The organism is Agrobacterium sp. SOY23, from assembly GCF_027212525.1.
GTDB classification, from domain to species: domain Bacteria; phylum Pseudomonadota; class Alphaproteobacteria; order Rhizobiales; family Rhizobiaceae; genus Agrobacterium; species Agrobacterium tumefaciens_I.
In genome coordinates this window covers 339,516-363,283 of the sequence record NZ_JAPWDT010000003.1, presented here as the reverse complement: position 1 = coordinate 363,283, position 23,768 = coordinate 339,516, and the positions used below count along the sequence as shown (strand labels likewise).

Annotated in this window: 18 protein-coding genes; 8 read left to right on the top strand and 10 right to left on the bottom strand. The window is 59.8% G+C overall.

Annotated elements, in window-relative coordinates:
* Positions 1-13: 13 nt before the first annotated feature.
* A complete protein-coding gene (locus O3S81_RS10515; RefSeq protein WP_269343502.1) occupies positions 14-826 on the top strand; it encodes an IclR family transcriptional regulator in 813 nt (270 codons plus the stop codon).
* A gap of 6 nt (positions 827-832) precedes the next feature.
* On the opposite strand, the gene O3S81_RS10510 is transcribed toward O3S81_RS10515, so the two are convergent.
* The 5 genes from O3S81_RS10510 to O3S81_RS10490 all read right to left on the bottom strand — a co-directional run bounded on the left by O3S81_RS10510 (position 833) and on the right by O3S81_RS10490 (position 6,240).
* Positions 833-1,327, bottom strand: a complete 495-nt coding sequence (locus tag O3S81_RS10510; protein ID WP_020011822.1) for a RidA family protein — start codon at positions 1,325-1,327, stop codon at positions 833-835.
* Positions 1,328-1,409: 82 nt separating this feature from the next.
* Entirely contained in the window at positions 1,410-2,633 is a 1,224-nt protein-coding gene (locus tag O3S81_RS10505; protein ID WP_269342944.1) for an amidohydrolase/deacetylase family metallohydrolase, read from the bottom strand.
* 1 nt (position 2,634) lies between these two features.
* The gene (locus O3S81_RS10500; protein ID WP_269342942.1) at positions 2,635-3,510 is read right to left on the bottom strand and encodes an ABC transporter permease; all 876 of its coding nucleotides are present in this window, start codon (positions 3,508-3,510) and stop codon (positions 2,635-2,637) included.
* The gene (locus O3S81_RS10495; RefSeq protein ID WP_265612558.1) at positions 3,510-4,451 is read right to left on the bottom strand and encodes an ABC transporter permease; all 942 of its coding nucleotides are present in this window, start codon (positions 4,449-4,451) and stop codon (positions 3,510-3,512) included. The genes O3S81_RS10500 and O3S81_RS10495 overlap by 1 nt, the downstream gene beginning before the upstream one ends.
* 262 nt (positions 4,452-4,713) lie before the next feature.
* Positions 4,714-6,240, bottom strand: coding sequence for an ABC transporter substrate-binding protein (locus O3S81_RS10490; protein ID WP_269342939.1), 1,527 nt, complete (start codon positions 6,238-6,240; stop codon positions 4,714-4,716).
* A 495-nt stretch (positions 6,241-6,735) separates the two neighbouring features.
* On the opposite strand from O3S81_RS10490, the gene O3S81_RS10485 reads away from it, so the two are divergent.
* The 4 genes from O3S81_RS10485 (at position 6,736) to O3S81_RS10470 (ending at position 14,183) form a co-directional block, all read left to right on the top strand.
* Positions 6,736-7,860 (top strand): glycosyltransferase family 4 protein, encoded by a 1,125-nt coding sequence (locus tag O3S81_RS10485; RefSeq protein ID WP_269342937.1) that lies wholly within the window; start codon positions 6,736-6,738, stop codon positions 7,858-7,860.
* A 422-nt stretch (positions 7,861-8,282) separates the two neighbouring features.
* The gene (locus O3S81_RS10480) at positions 8,283-9,479 is read left to right on the top strand and encodes a polysaccharide biosynthesis/export family protein (RefSeq protein WP_269342936.1); all 1,197 of its coding nucleotides are present in this window, start codon (positions 8,283-8,285) and stop codon (positions 9,477-9,479) included.
* 289 nt (positions 9,480-9,768) lie between these two features.
* Entirely contained in the window at positions 9,769-11,046 is a 1,278-nt protein-coding gene (locus O3S81_RS10475; protein WP_269342935.1) for an efflux RND transporter periplasmic adaptor subunit, read from the top strand.
* Entirely contained in the window at positions 11,043-14,183 is a 3,141-nt protein-coding gene (locus tag O3S81_RS10470; RefSeq protein WP_269342934.1) for an efflux RND transporter permease subunit, read from the top strand. The genes O3S81_RS10475 and O3S81_RS10470 overlap by 4 nt, the downstream gene beginning before the upstream one ends.
* Here the strand turns inward: O3S81_RS10470 and O3S81_RS10465 are convergent.
* Both O3S81_RS10465 and O3S81_RS10460 read right to left on the bottom strand, forming a co-directional pair.
* Positions 14,180-14,761, bottom strand: coding sequence for an invasion associated locus B family protein (locus tag O3S81_RS10465; RefSeq protein WP_269342933.1), 582 nt, complete (start codon positions 14,759-14,761; stop codon positions 14,180-14,182). The genes O3S81_RS10470 and O3S81_RS10465 overlap by 4 nt on opposite strands.
* Positions 14,761-18,735, bottom strand: a complete 3,975-nt coding sequence (locus O3S81_RS10460; protein ID WP_442864901.1) for an autotransporter domain-containing protein — start codon at positions 18,733-18,735, stop codon at positions 14,761-14,763. Before O3S81_RS10460 ends, O3S81_RS10465 begins: the two co-directional genes overlap by 1 nt.
* Between O3S81_RS10460 and O3S81_RS10455 the strand changes: the two genes are divergently transcribed.
* Positions 18,620-18,901 (top strand): hypothetical protein, encoded by a 282-nt coding sequence (locus O3S81_RS10455; RefSeq protein WP_269342930.1) that lies wholly within the window; start codon positions 18,620-18,622, stop codon positions 18,899-18,901. The genes O3S81_RS10460 and O3S81_RS10455 overlap by 116 nt on opposite strands.
* Positions 18,902-18,956: 55 nt before the next feature.
* Here O3S81_RS10455 and O3S81_RS10450 read toward each other — a convergent pair whose 3' ends face one another.
* Genes O3S81_RS10450 through O3S81_RS10440 form a run of 3 tightly spaced genes read right to left on the bottom strand, consistent with a single transcriptional unit; the run spans position 18,957 to position 21,531 of the window.
* Entirely contained in the window at positions 18,957-19,481 is a 525-nt protein-coding gene (locus tag O3S81_RS10450) for a flavin reductase family protein (protein WP_269342928.1), read from the bottom strand.
* Positions 19,481-20,374 carry an aldo/keto reductase gene (locus O3S81_RS10445; protein WP_269342926.1) on the bottom strand — a complete coding sequence of 298 codons (894 nt, stop codon included), beginning with the start codon at positions 20,372-20,374 and terminating at the stop codon, positions 19,481-19,483. The genes O3S81_RS10450 and O3S81_RS10445 overlap by 1 nt, the downstream gene beginning before the upstream one ends.
* Complete coding sequence (locus O3S81_RS10440) at positions 20,374-21,531, bottom strand: LLM class flavin-dependent oxidoreductase (protein WP_269342925.1); 1,158 nt, start codon at positions 21,529-21,531, stop codon at positions 20,374-20,376. Before O3S81_RS10440 ends, O3S81_RS10445 begins: the two co-directional genes overlap by 1 nt.
* 100 nt (positions 21,532-21,631) lie before the next feature.
* Here O3S81_RS10440 and O3S81_RS10435 point away from each other — a divergent pair, with 100 nt between their 5' ends.
* Together O3S81_RS10435 and O3S81_RS10430 are read left to right on the top strand one after the other, a co-directional pair.
* Positions 21,632-22,336: a GntR family transcriptional regulator gene (locus O3S81_RS10435; protein WP_269342923.1), complete on the top strand. Its 705-nt coding sequence runs from the start codon at positions 21,632-21,634 to the stop codon at positions 22,334-22,336.
* 335 nt (positions 22,337-22,671) lie between these two features.
* Positions 22,672-23,748, top strand: coding sequence for an ABC transporter ATP-binding protein (locus tag O3S81_RS10430; RefSeq protein ID WP_269342921.1), 1,077 nt, complete (start codon positions 22,672-22,674; stop codon positions 23,746-23,748).
* The last annotated feature ends 20 nt before the right edge of the window (positions 23,749-23,768 follow it).

Sequence of the window (23,768 nt, the reverse complement as noted above, 5' to 3'; positions counted from 1 at the left end):
TAAACTGGACGAAATGCCTTCAACCGCCCTGCCCGACGCCGCTGAAAACGCGGACACGAAGACGTCCAAGCGCTCGCGCGTCAGCGGCATCGACCGCGCTCTTCAGGTGATTGATTATCTTTACGAAACCGGTTCTCCCGCCGGCGCTTACGCCATCGCCAAGGCGATCAAGGCGCCGCTTTCCACCGTTTATGTGATCGTCGACGATCTCGTCGAAAAGAACATGCTGGCGCGCAATGCCGATGGCAACATCTGGCTCGGCGCGCGGCTTTACCATTATGGCCTTGCCTATGCCCGCTCTCTGGATTTCATGGGTGTCGCCACCCACGAAATGCACGATCTGTGCCGCCATGCGGGCGAGACCGTGCAGCTTTGCGGCCGCGATGGCGACCATATGCTTGTGCTGGCCATGGCCGATGGTCCGAGCCATTTTCAGGTCGCGTCGCGCGTCGGCACCCGTGTTCCCCTGAACTGGACGGCGTCCGGCCGCCTGCTCGTCGGCCATCTGCCGGAGGCGGAGCGCCTCGAACTTTTTCGACGTTGCGCCCGCTCCTCGCCGACCGGCCGTGCGGAAATCAATCCCGAGACCCTGTCGCAATCGGCGGCGGCCGCTTTCCATGACCGGCTGTCGATACAGGTCGCCGAATCCGATTATGCCGTCGCCTGCATCGCCTCGCCGATCTGCGACAACAGGGGCGAATGCGTCGCAACGATTTCCATCGTGCTGCCGGAACAGAAGGTTCTGGCGGACGAGAACCATTATACCGAACAGGTCAGGGTCTCGGCGGAACGGATCGAAAAGCTGATGGGCTGGCGCAACCATTGAATAGCCTCAACCCTTCAGCGCGACGATGGCTTCGATCTCGACGGTGATGTTGCCCGGCAGCGAGCCGAAACCCACGGCGGAGCGGGCGTGCTGCCCGGCATCGCCGAACACATCGATGAAGAGATCGGAACAGCCGTTGATGACGCTCGGGTGATCGCGAAAATCGCTGACGGCATTGACCATGCCGAGCAGCTTGACCACCTTCTTCACCCGCGACAGATCGCCCAGCGCCTCATGCATGACGGCAAGCAGGTTGATGCCGGTGAGGCGCGCATGGTTATAGGCCTCTTCGAGCCCGATTTCCGCGCCCACCTTGCCGGCGTAGAGATGGCCGTTTTCCTCCCGTGGCCCCTGGCCCGAAAGATAAAGCATGTTGCCTTCCACCACATGCGTGACGAAATTGGCAATCGGCGGCGGCGGCGGCGGCAGGGAGATGCCAAGCGCGGCGAGCCGGTCATAGGGCGAAAGGTGCCCTTCTGCATCAAGCGAAGACTGTTTCACGCGAATTCCTCATAATGCCGGGACTTGTATCCCGTAATATCTGCGGAAGGCGGAGGGCATGCGCCCGCCTTTCCATTCGGGTTCAGCGCCAGGAATAACCATGGCTGTGGCGCACCAGCTTGCGCGCCCTTGGAATATAACGGCTGGCGGCGATGGCCTCGGCACCGATGACCGCGTAGCGCGGCTCGAACAGGCGCTTCAGACGCGAGACGTCGCCATTGGAATCCGTCGCTTCCAGATCGGAATCCACGAGATCGAAAATGGTGAAATCGGCTTGGCTGCCGACATCGAGGCGGTTTTCCATGTCGAGACGGATGATGGAGGCCGGGTTGTGGGTGACCGCCTCGACCACGTTTTCGAAGGGCATATCGACCGACAGCAGCTTCGACATGGTGGTCGCGAGATCCCAGACCGGGAAATTCATCGAATGGCCGTGCAGATCCGTCGAGATCGAGAAAGGCAAAAGGCCGCGCGCAATCGCCGCTTCCGCCACCTTGAAGGAGAAGGATGCCCCGCCATGGCCGATATCCAGCCGGATGCCTTCACCGGCGCAGCGTTCGGCAAGGTTGAACAGGTCCTCGTCTTCCATGATGCTGGAGCCTGACTTACCGTTGAAGCAATGGGTCACGACATCACCGGGGCCGAGAATTTCCAGCACTTCATCATAAAGTGCGGGCGGTTCGCCCACATGCACCATCATCGGCACTTTCAGGATCTTGGCGATCTTCTTGCCGAGCTTGACCGGCGTCACACCCCAGGAGCCGGTGATGACATGGCTCGCCCGCACCTTGATGCCGACGATATGTTCGCTGTTTTCGGCATAAACTTCGAGAATGCGATCAAGGTCAATGTCCTTGATGTCGCGCAGTTCCGGCACGCGGTTGCAGGCAACAAGGCCGATGGAGCCGAGATTGAGGAAGGCCTTGATGCGCTCTCTCGAAGGCTCAATGATATATTCCCGGAAACCATGGAAATTCGCTTCGCCCGCCGAGCCGGCATCCACCAGCGTGGTCACGCCGCGCTCAGCCCCGCATTCGGAGGGACGGATGGAGATATCGGTGCCGCCATGCCAGATATGCACGTGCAGATCCACCCAGCCGGGCGAGATGAAGGCGCCCTTGGCATCGATACGCTGCGCATCCGCAGGCGCCTGCAGGGCAGAGCCTACCGCGGCAATCTTGCCGTCGCTGCCGATCAGAATATCGGTCGAAGCCTGTGATGCGCCCTTTCCGAAACCGACGGGTTTGACGTTGGTGAGAAGAATGGGAGCTTGAAGAGGCGTTTTCGCCTGTTCGCCGGACGACATATTACAAATCCCTTCGCAGTCTTGGGTCGAGCATGTCCCGCAGCCCGTCGCCGACCATTTGCAGCGACAGCACGGAAAGAATGATGGCAAAGCCGGGGAAATAGGTCATCCAGTCGGCTTGGCCGATATATTGGCGGCCGGCGGAAATCATGGTTCCCCAGGTTGGTATTTCAGGGCTGACGCCGAGCCCCAGGAACGACAGGCCGGCCTCGGCCAGCATGGCGCTGGCGAAAAGGAAGGTGCATTGCACGAGGATCGGCGAGACCAGATTGCGCAGCACATGCCGCGTCATGATGTGGAAGGTGGAAATGCCGAGCGCCTTGGCCGCCTCCACATAGGGCAATTCACGGATCACCAGTGTCGAGGCGCGCACGATGCGGGCAAGGCGCGGCGAGTAGACGACAGCCAGCGCGATGATGACAGTCGTGAGCGACGGGCCGAGTGCCGCCACCAGCGCAATCGCCAGCAGAATATCCGGAAAGGCCATCATCGCATCGATCAGCCGGGCGATCGGCGTGTCCAGCTTCTGGAAGAAACCGGCAAGCAGCCCGAGGGTGATGCCGATCAGCGCCGAAAGCGCCACCACGGCGGCCCCCACCAGAAGCGACAACCTTCCGGCATAGATGGTGCGGGAAAAGACGTCGCGGCCGAACTCGTCGGTGCCGAACCAGTAGAGTTCGCTTGGCGGCTTCAGGCGGTTCACGATCGACAATTTCGATGGCGAATAGGGTGCGATCATCGGCGCGAAGACGGCGAGCAGCACGAAAACGAAGAGAACAATGACGCCGGCGGCCACAGTCTTGCGTTTGAGAAAGCGCCGCAGGAACAGGATGGTCGGGTTGCGCGCCGGTGGGGTGGTGGAAACAATATCGGCCATCAGTAACGAACCCTCGGATCGACCAGCAGGTAAAGCATGTCGATTGCAAAATTGATGAGCACGTAAAGCCCGGCGATAACGAGAAGCGCACCCTGAATGACCGGATAATCACGCCGAAGCACAGCGGAGACGACGAGGTTGCCGACACCCGGCAGGCCGAAGACGGTTTCCGTGACGACCGCCCCGGAAATCAGCACGGCGGCGGTGAGGCCAAGCACGGTGAGGATGGGAATGAGCGCATTCTTCAGCGCATGTTTCATCACCACCCGGCGCTCCTTGACGCCCTTGGCTCTGGCGGTGCGGACATAATCGTCGCCGAGAACATCCAGCATCGAAGCGCGGGTGAAGCGCAGGATGAGGGCAGAGGAAACGAGGCCGAGCGCGATTGCCGGAAGGGTCAGGTGATACATGCGCTCGAGGAAACTTGCGCCCGGCCCGCCGTAACCCGACACCGGGAACATATCGAGCCGGACGGCGAAGACCTGCATGAGGATGAGGCCGAGCCAGAAGCTCGGAATGCTTGCCGCCAGCATCGCCACCGTGGTCGCCGCCTGATCCACGAAAGAACCGCGCCGGTAAGCGGCATAGATGCCGATGGGAAGGGCGATGACACTGGCAATCAGCAGTGAAAATATCGTCAGGAAGAAGGTCGGTTCCGCCCGGTCAAGAAGCGCTGAGCCGACCGGCATGTTGAGAAAGATCGACTGACCGAGATCACCCTTCAGCAACTGGCCAATATAATAGACATATTGCACCCCGAGCGACTGATCGAGACCAAGCCGGGTGCGCAGTTCCGCAATGTCCTGCGCCGAGGCATCCGGCCCCAGCATCACGGCGGCCGGGTCTCCGGGTGTGACGCGCAGGATGACGAAAACGATGGTGACGACGAGGAACATCACCACGATCATTCCCGCAAGTCTCTGGAAAATATAGCGTATCACGTATGAAAGCTCCGAAGCGCGTGATTGCCGCAACCAGGCGACGGTTGAACTGGGTTGACGATGAGTGTCGGCACCTCGCACTCAGGGTCGGGAAAAACGCTTGCTTCCGTCATGCCGGACTTGATCCGGCATCCAGCCACCACGCGTCCGCGTGGTGAAAGAGACTCTTGCGATCAAGGACTTGATCGCGCTGGATCGCGGCTCAAGGCCGGGATGACGGGGGTGCGGATGTAATACCCTGCACCCCGAGACCAAGCTGATCCTACTTCTTAACCGAGGCGTTCCAGAAATAAGGCCATGGAGCCGGATCGACGCCTTCCAGCTTGTTGGACTTGGCGGCCACGGCGTTGAAATCGCCGATCTTGATGAGCGGCAGCTCCGCATAGATCGTCTTCTGCACATTGGCCCAGAGTGCGACGCGCTTGTCCGGATCTGCCTCGGAAGTGAAGGCATCAACCGCCGCCTTGCGCGCCGGCGTATCCCACCAGCCCGGCGAGCCGGTGGAGAGCGCACCGATCAGCGCCGGTTCCGGCAGGAAGGGGCTGTGGGTGATGTAGATGTCCCAGAGTTTCGAATCGGCGCGGCGCTGCGTCAGCGTCGCCCAGTCCACCACCTGCATGTCCACCTTGAAACCGGCAAGCTTCAGATATTCGGCGGCGACCTGCGCCATCTTGTAGTGGAATTCATATTGCCGGCTGGTGAGAATACGCAGCGGCTCGCCATTATAACCGGCCGCCTTCAGCTTTTCGGCAGCGGCCTCCGGGTTTCCGATATTATAATTGCCCTCGACACCCTCTTCCGAATGCCAGGAGAAATTGTCAGGATAATAGGCGCCATCAAGCGCATAAAAATCCGTGCTGCCGAAAGCGGCCGCCAGCATGTCTTCCATGTTCAGCGCTTCGGTTACCGCCTTGCGGACCTCAAGCTTGGAAGACAGCCCCTCCTTTGTGTTGAACACGAAGACCGGATAACCGAAAGGCTTCAGCATCAGCGGCTGCGAGGCCGACGAGGATTTCACCTTGTCGAAGGATTCTACCGGAATGGAATCGACGTAATCATATTGCCCGGAAACGGCGGCTTCGACGCGGGTGTTCGGATCAGGCACCGGAACGAAGCGAATTTCATCGAGATATTGGTGGCGTGCGCCACCGTAACCGTCACTATCCCCCTCGCGGGACTTGTAGCCGTCAAAGCGGACGAGCTGGATATATTGATCCGCCTTGCGTTCCTTCAGCATATAGGGACCGGTGCCGATAAATTCGGCCATCGGCTCCGCCTGCTTTTCCGCCGGCAGGATGATGGCCGCCGAATTGTTGAAGGCGAGCAGCGAGGCCAGCGGCGCATAGGGCTGCTTGAGGGTGATCGTCACCGTTCCGGCATCGGGTGCGGAAATGTTGTCGATGAAACCGGCGGCCTGTTTGCCGCGCGAGGCGATCTTCATCCAGCGGCCGAGCGAGGCGACGACGTCTTCAGACGTCATGTCGCTGCCGTCATGGAACTTGATGCCCTGGCGCAGCTTGATCGTGTAGGTTTTGCCGTCCGCGCTGATCTCAGGCAGGCTTTCGGCCAGAAGCGGCGTCACCTTCCAGCCCTTGTCGAAGGTGTAGAGCGTCTCGAAAATATGCTGCGTGACGATGCCGACGAGATCGGCGGTCGAGGCCATGGGGTCGAGTGTCGGCGGCTCGCCAATCGTTGCGACGTTGATCACGCCGCCCTTTTCCTGAGCCATCATCACCCCCGGCGCAAGCAGCAAGGCGGCGGTGGCGAGAAATGCAAGTTTACGTCTCATGGTCAAGCTCCCAGCTCTTTGTTCCAACCTGATGTTCCATTATTATGTTATATGCATCTTTATAAGAGAATATCTCGATAAGACGCCTTGTCAATGACCCTCACCGGGGAAGATGGAAGCCGGGGGGCGCCGATAGGAGAAGGAGGCTTTGCGAGAAGGGAGAACTGGGGGCAAAAATAACAATGATTTTTGCTGGAAAACGAGTGGCTGCACGCTGCATCGACAGGGGGCTCAAGGAAGCCGGACGATAAAGATCGATGGCAGACAGCGAATTAAGACGGCGGGATATTTCGCATCTGCGAACAAAGTGCTATTGGAATAGCTGGAAAGACAAAATTCCGACAGACATCGCCTGCCATTGATATTATAATTACGTCATTCGTTTCCATCAGCCGTGTTTTTAAGGGCTGCAGACAAAGTCGATATTCCACACCGCCGAACTTTATCCAAAGGCGGATCATAATTTTTTATTACGTTGAAATTATTGAGGAAATCATGAAGACGGCAATCGTGCATGACTGGCTCACCGACAGGGGTGGGGCTGAAAAGGTGCTTCACAATCTCCTGGAGATTTATCCGGACGCGGATATTTATTGCCTTGTCGACTTCATGAGCGAGCGCGACCGGGGATTTCTCGGCGGCCGGCAGGTCCACACCTCCTTCATCCAGAAACTGCCCTTCGCCCGGAAAAAATATCGCTCCTATCTGCCGCTGATGCCGCTTGCCATCGAGCAATTCGACATGAGCAGCTACGATCTGGTGATTTCCTCGAGCTATGCGGTCGCCAAGGGTGTCATCACCGGCCCGGGCCAGTTCCACGTTTCCTATATCCACAGTCCCATTCGTTACGCCTGGGATCTTCAACACCAGTATCTCAAGGAAACGCGGCTCACGCGCGGCTTCACCTCCTGGATCGCCCGCGCCATTCTTCATTATATCCGCATGTGGGATATCCGCACCGCCAATGGCGTCGACCTGATGACGGTCAACTCCAAGTTCATCCGCAACCGGGTGCGCAAGTGTTATGGCCGTGATTCCACCGTGATCTATCCGCCGGTGGACACCTCCCACCTGTCTCCTTCCGACCGCAAGGGCGACTATTTCGTCACCGCCTCCCGGCTGGTGCCCTACAAGAAGGTGCACCTCATCGTCGAAGCCTTTGCGAAGATGCCCGACAAGCGACTGGTCGTCATCGGCGACGGGCCGGACATGAAACGCATTCGCGAAATCGCGACGCCCAATGTCGAAATCCTTGGTTTTGTCGGCAATGAGGAGCTTCATAAATACATGGCCGAAGCCAAGGCCTTCGTCTTTGCGGCTGAAGACGATTTCGGCATCGTACCGGTCGAATCCCAGGCGCTCGGCACGCCTGTTATCGCCTATGGCAAGGGCGGCGCGCTCGAAACCGTCATCCCGCTCGGCGCCTCCAATCAGCCGACCGGTCTTTATTTCCGCGAACAGACGCCCGAAGCAATCCGTGGCGCGGTGCAGGAATTCGTCGACAATTCAGACAGTTTCGACAAAAGCGCCTGCATCGACAATGCCGCACGCTTCTCACGCGAAAGGTTCCTGCGGGAATTCGCCGATACCGTGAATTTTGCGCTCGCCGAAAGGGCCTGACCAGCGCGGGTAAAATTAAAAAATCTTTACGCAACAATTAATTAGAAAGATTTTTATACCGACAGGGAAGAAACCTCGCAAGCGTGACAAAACTGCACTAGCGCAATGTAGCCATTGCGGGGATTATTGCAGACAACCGAATATTGACGAGCAGCGATACTGGAACATTCGGGAACGCGAATATTGAAAATGGCGTGGATTCTTCCAACGCGATTTAGCAATGAATAAACTTGAAGCGTCGCCAGAACTTGGGCATATGCCCTGAGGAAAGCGTTATTATTTCACAATGCGATTCTGCTGATCGATTGGTAATGTCGGCGGGGGTTTCTTTACCAAATTATTTTATAAAGTGATTATTTTAGAAACCTATACGATGTCCGGATTGTTCCCGCTTTTTGGACGATATTCATTTTGAGGACCAAATGCGTTTATTGAATGTTTCGATTCTGCTTGCCTCTGCAGCGCTGGCCGGTTGCACGGTTACCGCGGCATCCGGCCCCGATGCCGCGTCAATCGAATCCAACGCCTCCGTGAAGTTCACCTCCAAGGACAAGAAGAAAACCGCAGGTGTCGACTACGCGCTGATCGACATAAACAGCTCCGTTCTCAATTACATCGGCGATACCACCTCCTCCACCCTGCTCGGCAGCTTCGGCGGTGGCAAGGGTGGCGTTCCGGCGCTGCCCATGGGTGTCGGCGACGTGGTCCAGGTTGCGATCTTTGAAAGCCAGGCGGGCGGCCTGTTCATTCCAAACGACGCCGGCAGCCGTCCCGGAAACTTCATCAGCCTGCCGAACCAGACGGTGGACCGCGAAGGCAATATCAGCGTTCCCTATGCCGGCAAGATCCGCGCCACCGGCCGCAATGTCGAGGACGTGCAGAGCGAAATCGAGGAGCGGCTGGCCAACCGCGCCATCGAACCGCAGGTTCTCATCACCAAGATTTCCAGCCGCTCCGCGCAGGCCTCCGTGCTCGGTGACGTCAAGGAAGCGACGAAGGTTCAGCTTTCGGAAGCGGGTGACCGCGTTCTCGACGTCATTTCTTATGCGAAGGGCCTCAGCGCGCCGAACATCGAATCCTACGTCACGCTGATCCGTCGCGGGAAGACCGCCCGCGTCAACTATAACCACCTGGTCAGCACGCCGTCCGAAAACATCTATGTGGTTCCGGGCGACACGATCATGGTGGAGCGGGAACGCCGCACCTATCTCGCCTTTGGCGCTTCCGGCCTGAATGGACGTTTCGAGTTCGAAGATGCCGATCTCAAGCTTTCGGATGCGCTCGGCAAAGCGGGCGGACTGGTCGATTCCCGTGCGGACCCTGCACAGGTCTATGTCTATCGTATCGTCAAGCGTGACCTTCTCGTGAAGCTCGGCATCAATACGTCGAAATTCCCCGGGGAGGACGTTCCGGTCATCTTCCGCGCCAATCTGCGCGACCCGTCGACCTTCTTCGCCAGCACGAAGTTCCCGATGCAGGATCGCGACATCATCTACGTCACCAATTCGCAGGCCACCGAACTCTACAAGTTCCTGGATCTTGTCGGCTCTGTTCCGGCAACGACGGGCAATATTGCCGACGACGTGGTTACGACGCGCAACGCCATCCGGGCCTTCTGACTTCGGCATGCCCATACGCATACCAAAGCCGCCCCGGAAACGAGGCGGCTTTTTCTTTGGCCAGAACCCGCGGCGACAGGAAGCGCGACAGAGTAGGCCGGCACCTGGCCCGAAAATCACTCCAGCCCCTGCATCGCAGGGCGATCGAGCCACGGACATTGTCGCGGCCATTACAAAAGTTTAAGGTGATTTTGCAGCGCATTGGGTGTCTTGTGGGGGAAAGCTGCTCCCAAGGCTTGCCGCACATGTTCGGGAAACATGTATCGCTCTCATTTCGCGGAATCGTCAGATGAAACGTTTCTGGACCGCCCTCAGCGTTCTTGCCATCGCCGCCGCCGGCGCTTGGTACTTCAAGGACCGCCTGCCGCTCGACCAAATTCCCTACCTTAAACAATTCGCCAGCGTTTCTCCGCAGGCCGGCACCGAAACTGCAACACAGTCCTCCCAGAGCGGCCAGCCAGCCCGGCAGCAGGGACAAAGACAGGGCGGTGGGCGGCGCAATGGCGGACCACCCACCGTCAGCACCATCGCGGTCAGCAAGGCAACGCTGCCGATGGATGCAACGGCGACGGGGTGGGCGATTGCCGCCGACATCACCAATATCGCACCGCTTCAGGCTGGTCTCGTCACCGAAATCGAAGCGAAGGACGGCCAGCATATCAAGGCGGGCGATTTGATCCTCAAGATGGATGACCGCATCGCCCGTGCCGCCGTCGACAAGGACAAGGCCAATATCGCCGCCGATCAGGCAACGCTGGAACAGACGGAAGCCGCCTTCCAGCGCGCCGCCAATCTCGTGAAGCAAAGCGCCGAATCCCAGCAGGTGCTGGATCAGGCAAGGGCGGCGCGCGATAGTGCCAGCGCCAAGATCGATGCCGACCGCGCAATGCTTGCCTCCGACGAAGTGGCGCTCGAACATATGGAAATCCGTGCCCCCTTCGACGGGCGGCTCGGTGATATCAGCGTCAGTCCCGGCGCCTATCTCAGCGCCGGCATCAATATCGTGACAATCACGAAATATGATCCCATCTCGGTCAGTTTCCGCCTTTCTCAGCGTTACCTGCCACAATTGCGCGAAGGCGTGGCGAAGGACACCGCCGTCGATGTCGACCCAACCGCGACGGGCGGCGAGCCCATGCGCGGCGTGCTGCGGTTTTACGACAACACGGTGGACCAGACTTCCGGCACCGTGCTGGCCAAGGCGGAATTCAAGAACGATCGCGGTCTTTTATGGCCCGGCCAATCCGTCAATGTCACTGCGCATTTCATTTCGGATGTGGAAATGATCGTGGTGCCGACGGTTGCCGTGCGGCCGGGTCCAAAGGGCAATTTCGTCTATACCGTCGATAGCGACCACCATGCCCATATGACGCCGGTGGAAGTCGCCCGCTCGAATGGCGATCTCACCGCCATTGCAAGTGGCCTCAATGGCGGCGAACATATCATCGTCGAGGGTCAATCCGAACTTGCCGACGGCCAGTTTGTGGTCGAGCAATTTTCCGACAAGGGCGGAGCGGCCGGCAATCTGGCCGCCAATATTCCGCAGGAACAGGTTGGCGGCCAATGATCCCTAATTTCTGCATCAACCGGCCCGTCGCCACCACACTTCTCGCCATCGGCCTCGTGCTCGCCGGGCTTGCCGGCTTCCGCCTGCTGCCCGTTGCCGCCCTGCCGAAGGTGGATTTTCCGACGATCAACGTCTCTTCGTCGCTCTCCGGCGCTTCGCCACAAACCATGGCCACATCGGTCACCACGCCGCTGGTCAAGCAGTTCGAGACCATTCCGGGCGTCAGCGAAATCAGCGCCACCAACACGCTCGGCAACAGCTCGATCGTGTTGCAATTCGATCTCAACCGCAATATCGATGCGGCTGCGGCCGATGTTCAGGCCGCGATTTCTCGCGCGCAACGGCAATTGCCGAGCAACATGACGACGACGCCGAGTTATCGCAAGACCAATCCGGCCGATGCGCCGGTGCTGCTGCTTGCCGTCAACAGCAAGGAAATGCCGACCAGCAAGGTGGATGAAATCGCCGAGAACATCATCTCGCCGCTTCTCTCCACCATTTCCGGCGTTGCGCAGGTGAGCATCTATGGTGCACAGACCTATGCCGTGCGTATCGGCCTTGATCCGACGCAGCTTCAGGCAAGAGGGCTCGGCGTTGATACCGTCACAACGGCCATCGCCCAGGCGAATAATCAGGTGCCCGTTGGCGCCCTGCAGAACGATAACCAGCGCCTGACGATCGAGGCCGATACCCAGCGCACCGATGCGGCCGCCTTCCGCTCGCTGGTCGTCTCGACCAACAAGGGCGCGCCCATCCATCTCGGCGATATCGCCAATGTCACCGACAGCATCGACAATACCAATGCCGGAAGCTGGTTCGATGGCGAACAGGCCATCATTCTCGCCGTGCAGCGTCAGCCGGACGCCAATACCGTCGAAGTGGTTGATGCCATCAAGGCCAAGCTGCCGGCGCTTCACCAGCAATTGCCGCCATCCGTCAATATCCACGTCATGAATGACGCTTCGACCGCGATCAAGGATGCGATCTCGGACGTCCAGTTCACCCTGTTCCTCACCATCGGGCTGGTGGTTGCGGTCATCTATCTCTTCACCGGGCACCTGACGGCGACCATCATTCCGGGCCTTGCCGTGCCTTTGTCGCTCATCACCGCTTTCGGCATGATGTATGTTCTGGGCTACAGCATCGACAACATCTCGCTGCTCGGGCTGACACTATCGGTGGGTCTGGTGGTGGATGACGCCATCGTCATGCTGGAAAACATCCTGCGCCTGCATGAAAAAGGCCTGCCCATGCGCGAGGCGGCGCTGCAAGGTGCGGCAGAAGTCAGCGGCACCATCCTGTCCATGTCCATCTCGCTGGTGGCCGTCTTCATTCCCATTCTGTTGATGGGCGGTGTGATCGGCAGGCTTTTCAACGAGTTCGGCATGGTCGTCACGCTTGCGATCATGGCCTCGGCGCTGGTTTCACTGACGGTGACGCCCATGCTCGCTTCACGCCTGTCGGGCCATTCCTCCCGGCCGCCAGCCATCATCCGCTGGTTCGATGCCGGCTTCGAGCGCACGCTTCGCCTCTATGGCAAGGCGGTCGGCTGGTGCCTTTCCCATCGCCGCACCGTGCTTGCCTCGTTTCTCGCCTCGGTCGCTGCCTCGGTCTTCCTGTTCGAAACCCTTCCCTCCAGCTTCTTCCCACAGGAAGATATCGGCCGTCTTTCGGTCTCGACACAGGCGCGTGAGGATATTTCCTACACGGCAATGCGCGATCTCCAGGCACAGGTTGCCGATCAGATCCGCAAGAACCCGGCCGTGGTGCATGTCACCTCTATCGTCGGCGGCAATTCGCGCAATCCGCTGAACAACGGTTCGATGTTCGTGGAACTGAAACCCAAGGAAGAACGCGCGCCGCTCAGCCAGGTGCTGACCGAACTGGGTCAGGCCACCTCGAAAGTGGCTGGCATTCGCACCTATATCAACCCGCAGCAAAGCCTGCGTTTCGGCGGGCGCAGTTCCGCCAGCCAGTACCAGCTCGTCGTTCAGGGCCTGAATGCCGATACGACCAATGAATGGTCGAACAAGCTGATGGAGGCAATGCGCCGCGACCATACATTCACGTCCGTCACCTCCGACGCCCAGAATGGTGCGATCGCCGCCACGATCTCTGTCGATTCAGAAAAGGCGGCGGCCTTCGGCATTACCAATGACCAGCTGCGCAAGACACTGGAAATGTCCTTTGGCGGTTATACGGCGGCGCAAATCCAGTCGACCGGTGACAGCTACGATGTCATCGTGGAATTCGACAGTTCGAAACCCTGGAATGATGATTTCCTCAGCGATATCAACATTCTTTCCGCAAAATCCGGGGTTCTGGTTCCGCTTTCCAACTTCGCCTCGCTGACCCGTACACAGGCGCCGGTTACCATCAACCAGACGGGCCAGCTCGTCTCCACGACGATTTCCTTCAACCTGCCTGATGGCGTCGCACTTTCCGATGCCACAAGCCGGATCGACCAGATCAAGACCACGATCGGCCTGCCGCAGGATGTGTTCACCAGCTATGGCGGCACGGCGGCGATCTTCCAGCAGAGCCAGGGCAATACCGGCATCCTCATTCTGGCGGCAGTGCTGACCATCTATGTGGTGCTTGGTGTGCTTTATGAAAGCTTCATCCACCCGCTGACCATCCTGTCCGGCCTACCGGCCGCCGCGTTTGGCGCTCTCGTGGCGCTGAAGGTGATGGGCATGGATTTCTCGATCATCGCACTCATCGGCTTGCTGATGCTGATCGGCATCGTCAAGAAAAACGCGATCATGATGATCGACGTGGCGGTGGAGCTGATGCGCGAAAAAGCGGAACCGCCCGCAACCGCCATTCACGAGGCCTGCGTGCGCCGTTTCAGGCCGATCATGATGACGACTTTCTGCGCATTGCTGGGCGCTTTGCCCATCGCGCTCGGCTCCGGCGCAAGTTCGGAACTGCGCCAGCCGCTCGGCATCGCCGTGGTCGGTGGTCTCATCGTCTCGCAATTGCTGACGCTGTTCATCACACCCGTCATCTTCGTGGAGATGGACCGGTTCGGCCACTTCCTCACCGGGCTATTTTCCCGCCGGAAGAACGTCGAACCCCATGCTAAGCAGCAAAAACCGCAAGGCAAGACCGAGCCGGATTCCGTGGCGGCCTAACGCACTTCCCCGAGGCGTTTCAGCGCCTCGGGAAAACCTTTGCCCTGCAGCTGGAACGACACGATACGGCCCTGCAGATCGGGCGCCTCGATGGTGAGTGTCTGTTCCGCCTTCAGCGCCGAGACCAGCTCGATGAACGGCGTGAAGGACACGATGCAGCCCACCGGCAGACAGGTGCTGACCTGTACTTCCTGCAGGCGCATATTTCCCGATTTCACCGAAAACAGCTTGGTGACGGCCAGGCCGAACGGCAGCACCATGGTGCCGGTGAGTTTGTCCGGCGCTGCCGCATTGTCGATCCGGAACTCGACGGAAACGACCAGCTTGCGGGTTTTTTCCTCCAGCTGCACCTGGGCGATGGCGCAAACCGGCTTCGTCTCTCCCCCTGTGGAGGGTGCGGCATCGGCGCCGTCTTTTTTTGCGGGAGCCGCACAGGCAAGCTGCCAGCTTCCGTAAGCCTCATGTAATGGCACTGCGCTTTCCGCCGCCTGCTGCGCAGCCGCGCCACTCGCCGTGACACCGGTATGAAAAAGAACCGCAAGGGCCGTTTTCGCGATGCGGTTTCGACGATGTCCCATCAGAAACGAACTCCAAGTTCCGCAGCAGCGGATTGATCCAGCACGCCAGCCCCGAAAACCGCACCATAACGAAATGTCAAAGTGGCGGAGGGGGTGAGATCGTAGCTCAGCCCCAGATTCAATATTGCGGCATCGCGCGGGCTCGACGTACTTGAGACTGAAAATGAACCGCCACCCTCGTAGAACAGGCTGCTGCCCACGGCAGGGTCGCCATAATTGTGGCGCCACGCCAGATCGAACATCGCGCGGCCAAGCATGCCTTCAAGCGCGATATCGCGGCTGATCCGCGCACCGAGCGTGGTGTAAAACTGATCGTAGCGCGCGGAGCCGGCGGAAACCGCTGCAATGCCACCATTTTCCCGGAAGGAATCCGTGCGGCTATTCACATAGGCAATATTGGCATAGGGCTCGATATGGGTGAGGTCGAAATCGAAGCGCCAGGCGGCTTCGGCAAAGACCTGTGAGGTGGAGCCGCCGTAGTTGGCGGAAAGGCTCTCCTCCAGCGTGGAGAAGGAAATCGACCGACGGGTTTCGACATTCTGGAAAGCGTGGATTGCGCCAAGCCGCAGCGAGGCGGGACCTATCGCCGTGCCCGCATAAGCGGCCACATAATAGCTGTCGACATCGGCCGAGGCGGCAAGCGCCGTATGGTTGATATCGTCATGGCCATAACCGGCCGCCACCCCGGCGCGCCAGCTTTCACCAACTTCTCCATCCAGACCGAAGAGGACACCACCGCCTCTCATATCGGCGGACGAACCATTGCCGTCACCATCGATACGCCCGCGCGACCCGAAACCGCTGGACCAGAAGGTAAGCGCGCCTTCATCAAGGGCGACAGGGTTCTCACCGCCTTCCGCATAAGCGACCGGCAGGATCGGCCGCGCATCGACCCCCTCGAAAGCGCTGCGCAGCCGGTTGAGAATGACATCGCGGGTTTGCCCGCTGCGATTGATCAAGGCCATGGCGAGTGAAGGATGGATTTCTCCGGCAAGCTGCGAAAAGGCCGATTGCGTTTCGCCCTCCTGGAGAAAGACGGCGGCCTGGTACAAAGGCGCGTTTTCTCCAAGCGCTTCGACCGCATTGGCGGCGGCACGTGCGTTGGCTGTCGATTCTCCCGCTGCAAGGAAGCCGGCAGCCTTAGATGTCGGGCTGAACGACAGATAAGCGGTGCCCGTATCGGCGCTTTTTGCGACGCTGGCGGTAAGAAAGGCAAAATTTTCGTCGATGCGGGAAAAGGTGCCGGTTACGCCGCCCGTCGCGGTCAATATCGCATAGCGCGTATTGAGACTGAAGGCGGAATGGTTCGTCAGCGGGGTGACGACAAGGCTGACATCGTTATCGATGGTGATGGTGCCGGTCACGGCGAGCTTGTCGGAATTGCCATTGGCGTCTATTTCAACCGCATAGCCTGAGCCGCTCGCAAATGTCGCGTTACCCGTGGAGGTCAGCGTGCCGATCGAATTGCCCGGTGCGAGCGTGCCGCCCGAGCCGACCGTCACGCCACCAATCGTGCCGGAACCGCCGAGCGTCGCGCCGCTCGCCACCGAAACCGCGCTTGCGAGCGAACCATTGACGCTAAGTTTTCCGGCTGAAACGGCGGTCGTACCGGTATAGGTGCTGTCTCCCGTCAGGACCAGATTGCCCTCGCCGGTCTTTTCAAAACTGCCGCTGCCGCTCATCATGTTCGAAAACGTGCCGGCCCCCTCCACGATGAGCCGCGCATTATTGGCGATATCGCCTGAACCGAAACTTCCTGCCGTGCCTTGCAAGGTACCGCCCGAAATCGTGGTGCCACCGGAATAGCTGTTATTGCCCGCAAGCCGTGTGACGCCGTTTTCCGCAACGACGCTGCCCGCCCCGGAAACATCGGCCGAGAGCAAATAAGCCGTCTCGGAATGATTGAACACAATCCTGCCATTGCCGGCGCCGAAGCTGATTGTCCGCGCGTCCACGGTGCCAGCCGAACGGGCCGTCTGCCCCGACGCGGCGCCAATGTTCAGAACACCCGTCGAACCCGCTGCCGAGGCAATGACGACCGTAGATGCGGCAAGCGCCGACCCGCCCGTCACCTCGACGGAGCCGCTTCCGGCAGCGCCGATCACCAGCATGTCCCCGACCGAAGCGCGCGAACCCGTGCCACTGACGAGCACGGCTCCATCCGCCCCCGCCGCCGAGCCGACATAAAGCTGATAGGCATTCAGCGATGCGCCATTCGTGACCGTAAGATCGCCGGAACCGGATTGTCCGACCGTCATGCGACCGGAAGTGCCGAGACCGCTATCGACATAGGCGGTGACATTCGAGCCTGCGCCGGTAATGGTCATTGTCCCGGAAGAACCGATGAGATCACCAAGGACCACCTGTCCTGCCCGGATGTTTCCTGCAGCGCTAACCATGACATTTGCCGAAGAGGTGTTTTGATAACCCGCAATCAAGGTGCCGGTCATCTTCCAGCTGGAACCGCCGCCGGTGATGGTGACCGATGAAGAGGAACCGCCGAGCGCAGCAACGATACCGTCATTGCTCTCCACAGTACCACCAGCCTCGACCACCAGCGTACCGTTGCCGCCGCGTCCCACCGTGAGGTCACCGTCACCGCGCAGCATGCTGCCAGCGCCGGAAATCCGGGCGGAGCCGCTGCTGCCGGCACCGTTGGCAAGCACAACGTTTTGGGCTTCGACGAGGCCTCCGCCGGTGACGGCCAACGATCCCGCCCCTTCGGCGCCGATATTCAGGCCGCCGCTACCGACATTCCAGGCCGACCCCTGCCCGTCAACGACGGCAACCCCTGTTGCCCCGGCAACCGCGCCGAGCCGGGCGGAGGTGCTTTGTACCGTTCCGCCCGCAGTGATGTTCAAGGTCCCGTTCCCTGCCGCCCCGCCGGAAACGGCAACATCGCCGCCGACCTGCAGGTCGCCGGTCGTCCAACTAGAACCGTCACCGGTTACCGTCGCCACGGATGTGGAATGGCGGCCGATGATCGCGCTGCCACTGGTGGCTGTCGCTGCCGCCTCAACGGTCAGGCGCGCGTCCCCTTCATTTCCGACGATCAGCCCGCCGCTTTCCAGTGACGAACCAAGTCGGCTGAGCGTGACTTCACTCCCCGATGCGGAGGCAAGATTGGCGATGATGGTTGTGGTCTGACTGACGAGTTTCCCACCGCCCGTGACCGTCAGTGTGCCTATACCGGCATTGCCGACAACCATGCCGTCCGCGACCGTCCAGCGGCTGCCTGCACCTGAGACGAGCGCCGTGCCTTCCGTCCCGAGCCCCTGCCCCAGGGCGGCTTTATTACCGCCAACCGTGCTCCCTGCGAGGATGTTCAGGTTGCCCTGCCCGCCAGTGCCAGAGGGTGTGGAACTGCCACCGTACCCCACGAAAACAGTACCGAAGCTGGTGAGGCTGGACGAATTGTCCAGCGTGAGCGATCCGCTTCCCGTCGGCCCTTTGCCGATATAGACGGTGCCGGACGACGCGGAGGTTCCGTGCAGGAGGTCAAGTCTGCCAGTCCCATCGCCACCAATGGACAAAACACCACGATTCTCCATATCCGCGCCGGACATCGTCACCGTACCGGAAACACCATTGGCGATGCCGAGGCTGAGCGAGTTGGAAAGCAGGCCGCCGTTTACAACCAGAGTGCCGGGCGCGCTTTGCCCGACCGAAACGGCATTGGCGACGGCGGCCGAGCCGATTGCGACCGTCGGCCCACCGCTGTCGATCACCACATCGTCGGCGGCCGTGGGCACGCGGGTTGAAGCGGCCCAGTTCGTACCGGTCGACCAATCGCCGCCCGCAGCACCGGCCCAATTCAGTGTTTGCGCCGTGGCGTTCTGGCCGGCGGCGACGCAAAGCATGACTGACAAAAATCCGGTCGCGCCGCTGGTCGCGATCCGGCCGAACGCCCTTCTGCGCGCGCGTCTTTCCGGAGAGGTTTCCCTTTCCAAAAAGAGGCAAAAACAACCGGACATTCAATCTTCCCCAATGGAGCGGCGCACTATGTCTATGATTCGGCGAATCATTTTTCGCCAAACCAAGTGCATTAAGCCATTTCGGAAGGTGAACGCCAGCTATAACATCATGACGATCCTGTTTTACTATCGATGCCAAGATGAAGCGAAAGAAAAACAGGCATAACGCCTTGCATTTCCAGTAGATATTTTACCGCAACGGCAGAAAGGACCACCCCTGCCTATTGCCGGGAGAACCGGCCGAAGGCCCCGCCCGAAAAGCACAGCGGATCACCATCGCGATGGGCGGCACGCAGCACCTCGCCAACGATGATGGTGTGGTCGCCCGCATCATGGGCCGCAGCCCGGCGGCATTCGAAACGGGCGAGCGTTCCGGGAATAACCGGCACACCTTCGTCGTTGATTTCCCAGTCCAGATCATCAAAGGCACGGCCATTGCGGGTGAAGCGGGCGCTCAAAACGTCCTGATCGGCGCTCAGCACATGAATGGCGAAATGGGTCGCATCACTGAAAGCTGAATAACGGGACGAGCTTTTCGCCGGTGACCACAGGACCAGCGGCGGATCGAGAGAAACGGACGCGAAACTGTTGACCGTCATGCCGATAGGACCGTTCGGCGTCGTGGCGGTCACCACCGTGACACCAGTGGTGAAAGCGCCAAGCGCATCGCGAAAGCTGCGGCTGTTTTCGCCGCCAGGAACGAATACATGCTCATTGGGCATTTTCATCGCCTCTGCCACTGTCATCACGGCACCTCTTTTCCAATCGCAAGGGTGTAGAGTTCGAACCAGGTCTGGCGGTCCATCGTCACGCGAAGCGCATCGGCAGCGGTTCTGATACGCTCGATATTGTTGGTGCCCAGTACCGGCACGATCTTTGCCGGATGACGCAGCAGCCAGGCGATCGCAACAGCCGTTGCATCGACGCCCTGTTCCTTGCCGATGCGCTGCAGGGCAGCCATGGTGCCGCCATGCGCGCCGGAGAACAGCGAGCCACCGCCGAGCGGCGACCATGCCATGGGCGAGACGCGCTTTTCCTGCAGGAAGGCCAGATCGCCATTGGTGAAGCAATCGGTGGCAAGAAGGCTCATTTCGATCTGGTTCGTCACGAGCCGGTTGCTCATTGCCGATTGCAGCAGCGAAAAATCCCATGGACGGAAGTTCGAGACGCCAACAGCCTTGGCCTTGCCGGAAGCCACCAGCGCATCGAGCGCCTTGCCGGTTTCTTCCGCGTCGATCAGTGGGTCCGGGCGGTGAATGAGCAGCAGATCGACGTGATCCGTTCCCATGTCGCGCAGCGATGCCTCAACCGAAGCATTGATGTGGCCAGCCGTCGTATCGTAATGCTTGACGCGGGCGGCGGAGTGACGGCCGGCCGGTGCAACGATGCCACATTTGGTGACGATTTCGATCTTGTCGCGCAGTCCGGGGGTCGCCTTCAGGCCATCGCCGAGAATGGCTTCCGCCGTGTATCCGCCGTAAATATCGGCCTGATCCATGGTGGTGATGCCCTGCGCGAGGCAGGCCTCGATCTTCGCCTGCACGTGGGCGGGCGAGGTGTCGGTATCGTCACCGATGCGCCACATACCATAAACGATGCGGCTGAGTTCGAGTTTGTCAGAAAGAGCGATACGTTCCATCAGTGGCGTTCCCCGTTGCCGAGCGGCGTGGCTGGCATTTCAGAAGGTACCCGGCCGTAAGCATGCGGCAGGGAGCAGGTTTTCATCTGCGGCAGAACCTTGGTGCCGAAATGTTCCGCCTCGTCAAGATGCGGATAACCGGAGAGTATGAAGGCGCGGATACCCATCTTCTGATATTCCTCCAACGCCGAAAGGACCTGATCCGTGGAGCCGACCAGCGCCGCACCACAGCCGGAGCGGGCCCGGCCGATGCCGGTCCACAGATTGGGCTCGACATAACCGAACTTGTCGGCGAGTTCGCGGGCCCGTGCCTGATGCGAGACGCCGAGCGAGCCGCTGTCATGGGCGCGGTTGCGGATCAGCTGGCCATATTCGTCATCGAGCTTCGACACCAGATGGTCGGCATACTCGCGGGCTTCCTTTTCGGTATCGCGCACCACCATGTGAACGCGCAGACCATAATCCAGCGTGCGGCCATGAGCGGCGGCGCGCTCATTGGCGGCGCGCATGCGGTCTGCCAGCTGGTCCTTCGTCTCCGGCCACATCAGATAGACGTCGCATTGTGCACCGCAGAGTTCCAGCGCATCGGGAGAATAACCGCCGAAATAGAGAAGCGGGCCACCATTCTGCTGGTACGGTCTTGCGGGTTCGGTGGAGACGCCCTTGAACTGGTAGATTTCACCGTCATGGTCGATGGTATCCCGCGTCCAAGCCTGACGCAAAATCTCGACGACCTCGTGGCTGCGCTTGTAACGGAAGGCGCTGTCGGCAACTTCGCCGGGAAAATCCGAGCTGATGACGTTAAGCGTCAGGCGGCCCTTCAGCATATGGTCGAGCGTTGCCACGGTCCGCGCCAGCATGATCGGCTGCATCTCGCCGCAGCGAATTGCCGCGAGGAAATTGATGCGGTCGCTGATCGGCGCGCAGCCGGCAACGAAGCTCAGCGTGTCCTGTCCGACCTGATAGGACGAAGGGCAGAGAATGTTGCGGAAACCGAGTTCCTCTGCTTTTTTGACGATATCGGAGCAATGTTCGAAGCTGGAACGCAAGCTGCCATCCGGCACGCCGAGATAGGCGTAGTCATCGGAACACAAAGCGGAAAACCAGGAGACCTCGGCAGCATCGAGATCAGCGGATGTAACGGGTACGACGGTCATGCAATTCCTCCTCAAGGCCGCTCTCGTTTTTCTTGCATAACATCAAGAAATATGTAAATCAATGATGTATCAATTTTTGTTTCGGGGAGGAAACGGCATCATGAAACACACTGGCGGCAGCCTGCCCATGTATATGCAGATCGCCGAAATGCTGGTGCGCGAGGTGGCTGCCGGCCGATTGATCGACGGCGAAAAGCTAGCGCCTGAGCGCGATATGGCGGCCGATCTCGGCATTGCCGTCGGTACGCTGCGCAAGGCGCTTGCCGAATTGCAGGAGCGCGGCCTTCTCGAGCGCGTGCAAGGGTCAGGCAATTACATCCGCGCGGTCAGTGACCCGCAGAGCGTCTACGCCTTCTTCCGGCTTGAACTGATCGAGGGCGGCGGCCTGCCAACGGCGGAGGTTCTGGATGTGGCGCGCCTTGCCAAGCCAGCCGACCTGCCCGCCTTCGGCACATCGACTGAGGGACACAGGATTCGCCGCCTTCGCCGCATCGCCGGAAAACCGGCGGCCATAGAGGAAATCTGGCTGGACGGTTCCTATGTCGATGCGATCGCCATCGAGAACATGTCGGAATCGCTTTATCTTTATTACCGTACCCGCCTCAATCTCTGGATATCGAAGGCCGAAGACCGCGTCGATCTGGGTGAAGTGCCCGAATGGGCGCCTGAGGTTTTCGGCCAGAAGCCGGGCGTGTCTGTGCCCCGGGTGTTGCGCCTCAGCCAGGCGCAGGACGGCGCGGTGGCTGAAGTTTCATGGACCTGGTTCGACCATACCGTCGCGCGCTACGTTTCTCGCATACGTTGAGATTGCGCAAATTTCGCGTGATCTACATGGGTGAAGGAATTTGACGGGAGGCAAGCAAGCCGTTGCCTGCTCAGCAGGTAGTTTTGCAGTTATATTTCTTCGAATCAATGACTTAGTAGTTTTTGATTTCTGTCAGAAATAAAATTGATACACTATTGATTTCCTTTTTATGAAAGGTAATATCACGACCTCAGGGAGACAGGCGTTTTGCCATCCCACGATATCGCCGGACAATCGGGATCGATTTTCGAAGATGCGATACGGGGAACTTGAAGGTTGATACCGGCTATTGCGTCCATTCAAAATTCGGGCGCGCCGGTCGTGAGGAGGAAAATATGGCTTCGGTCAGCCTGCGCAAGCTGGACAAGAGTTACGGTGCGCTTCGCATCGTCAAGGGCATAGACCTTGAAATCAACGATGGCGAATTCGTCGTGTTCGTCGGCCCTTCCGGCTGCGGCAAATCCACGACGCTGCGCATGGTCGCGGGGCTGGAGAGCATTACCGGCGGCGAGGTGAAGATCGGCGACCGCGTTGTCAACAAGCTCCCGCCGCGCGAACGCGACATCGCCATGGTGTTTCAGGACTATGCGCTTTATCCGCACAAGACGGTGCGTGAGAACATGGGTTTCAGCCTGAAGGTACGCGGCGTCAGCGCCTCCCAGGCCAATGCCAGCATCGATGAAGCGGCGAAGATGCTCGGCATCGAGCATCTTCTCGACCGGCGGCCCGGCCAGCTTTCCGGCGGCCAGCGTCAGCGTGTGGCCATGGGACGCGCCATCGTGCGCCGCCCGCAGGTCTTCCTGTTCGACGAGCCGCTTTCCAACCTCGACGCCAAGCTGCGCGGACAGGTGCGCACGGAAATCAAGCGCCTGCACCAGCAACTCGGCACCACCATCATCTACGTCACCCATGACCAGGTAGAGGCCATGACGCTCGCCGACCGCATCGTCATCCTGCGCGGCGGTGATATCGAGCAGGTCGGCACGCCGGATGAGGTCTACAACCGCCCTGAAAGTGTCTTCGTCGGCGGTTTCGTCGGTGCGCCCGCCATGAATTTTGCCCGCGCCAAGGTGAACGGCGACCGGTTGACATTCTCCGACGGCAATTCACTGCAGATGGCGGCCATCCGGCCATCGCGCGAAACGGGGCTCGAAGGCCGCGAAGTCATCGTTGGCATTCGTCCGGAACATTTCGGTCCTGCCGAGGGCTTCGACAGCCAGCTTGCCGTGAAGGTGCAGGTGGTGGAGCCGCTGGGTTCGGACACACTCGTCCATTTCAGCCTCGGCGATGCGGCGCTGACCGCGCGGATGCCGCCGCAGCTTCGGCCAACCCCGAACGAGGAACTGCGGATCGGCGTCGATCCATCCAAGGTCCATCTTTTCGACGCGACGACGGAACGCTCTATCCACTGATTGCCGGGCGAAAAACGCTT

What these genes read in the sequence shown, in the direction of transcription:
- O3S81_RS10515 (WP_269343502.1), top strand. Translation starts at nt 14, where the DNA reads ATGCCTTCAACCGCCCTGCCCGACGCCGCTGAAAACGCGGACACGAAG.
- O3S81_RS10505 (WP_269342944.1), bottom strand. Translation starts at nt 2,633, where the DNA reads ATGTCGTCCGGCGAACAGGCGAAAACGCCTCTTCAAGCTCCCATTCTT.
- O3S81_RS10485 (WP_269342937.1), top strand. Translation starts at nt 6,736, where the DNA reads ATGAAGACGGCAATCGTGCATGACTGGCTCACCGACAGGGGTGGGGCT.
- O3S81_RS10430 (WP_269342921.1), top strand. Translation starts at nt 22,672, where the DNA reads ATGGCTTCGGTCAGCCTGCGCAAGCTGGACAAGAGTTACGGTGCGCTT.
- O3S81_RS10440 (WP_269342925.1), bottom strand. Translation starts at nt 21,531, where the DNA reads ATGACCGTCGTACCCGTTACATCCGCTGATCTCGATGCTGCCGAGGTC.
- O3S81_RS10450 (WP_269342928.1), bottom strand. Translation starts at nt 19,481, where the DNA reads ATGACAGTGGCAGAGGCGATGAAAATGCCCAATGAGCATGTATTCGTT.
- O3S81_RS10455 (WP_269342930.1), top strand. Translation starts at nt 18,620, where the DNA reads ATGACTGACAAAAATCCGGTCGCGCCGCTGGTCGCGATCCGGCCGAAC.
- O3S81_RS10490 (WP_269342939.1), bottom strand. Translation starts at nt 6,240, where the DNA reads ATGAGACGTAAACTTGCATTTCTCGCCACCGCCGCCTTGCTGCTTGCG.
- O3S81_RS10500 (WP_269342942.1), bottom strand. Translation starts at nt 3,510, where the DNA reads ATGGCCGATATTGTTTCCACCACCCCACCGGCGCGCAACCCGACCATC.
- O3S81_RS10470 (WP_269342934.1), top strand. Translation starts at nt 11,043, where the DNA reads ATGATCCCTAATTTCTGCATCAACCGGCCCGTCGCCACCACACTTCTC.
- O3S81_RS10465 (WP_269342933.1), bottom strand. Translation starts at nt 14,761, where the DNA reads ATGGGACATCGTCGAAACCGCATCGCGAAAACGGCCCTTGCGGTTCTT.
- O3S81_RS10445 (WP_269342926.1), bottom strand. Translation starts at nt 20,374, where the DNA reads ATGGAACGTATCGCTCTTTCTGACAAACTCGAACTCAGCCGCATCGTT.
- O3S81_RS10460 (WP_442864901.1), bottom strand. Translation starts at nt 18,735, where the DNA reads ATGTCCGGTTGTTTTTGCCTCTTTTTGGAAAGGGAAACCTCTCCGGAA.
- O3S81_RS10435 (WP_269342923.1), top strand. Translation starts at nt 21,632, where the DNA reads ATGAAACACACTGGCGGCAGCCTGCCCATGTATATGCAGATCGCCGAA.
- O3S81_RS10480 (WP_269342936.1), top strand. Translation starts at nt 8,283, where the DNA reads ATGCGTTTATTGAATGTTTCGATTCTGCTTGCCTCTGCAGCGCTGGCC.
- O3S81_RS10475 (WP_269342935.1), top strand. Translation starts at nt 9,769, where the DNA reads ATGAAACGTTTCTGGACCGCCCTCAGCGTTCTTGCCATCGCCGCCGCC.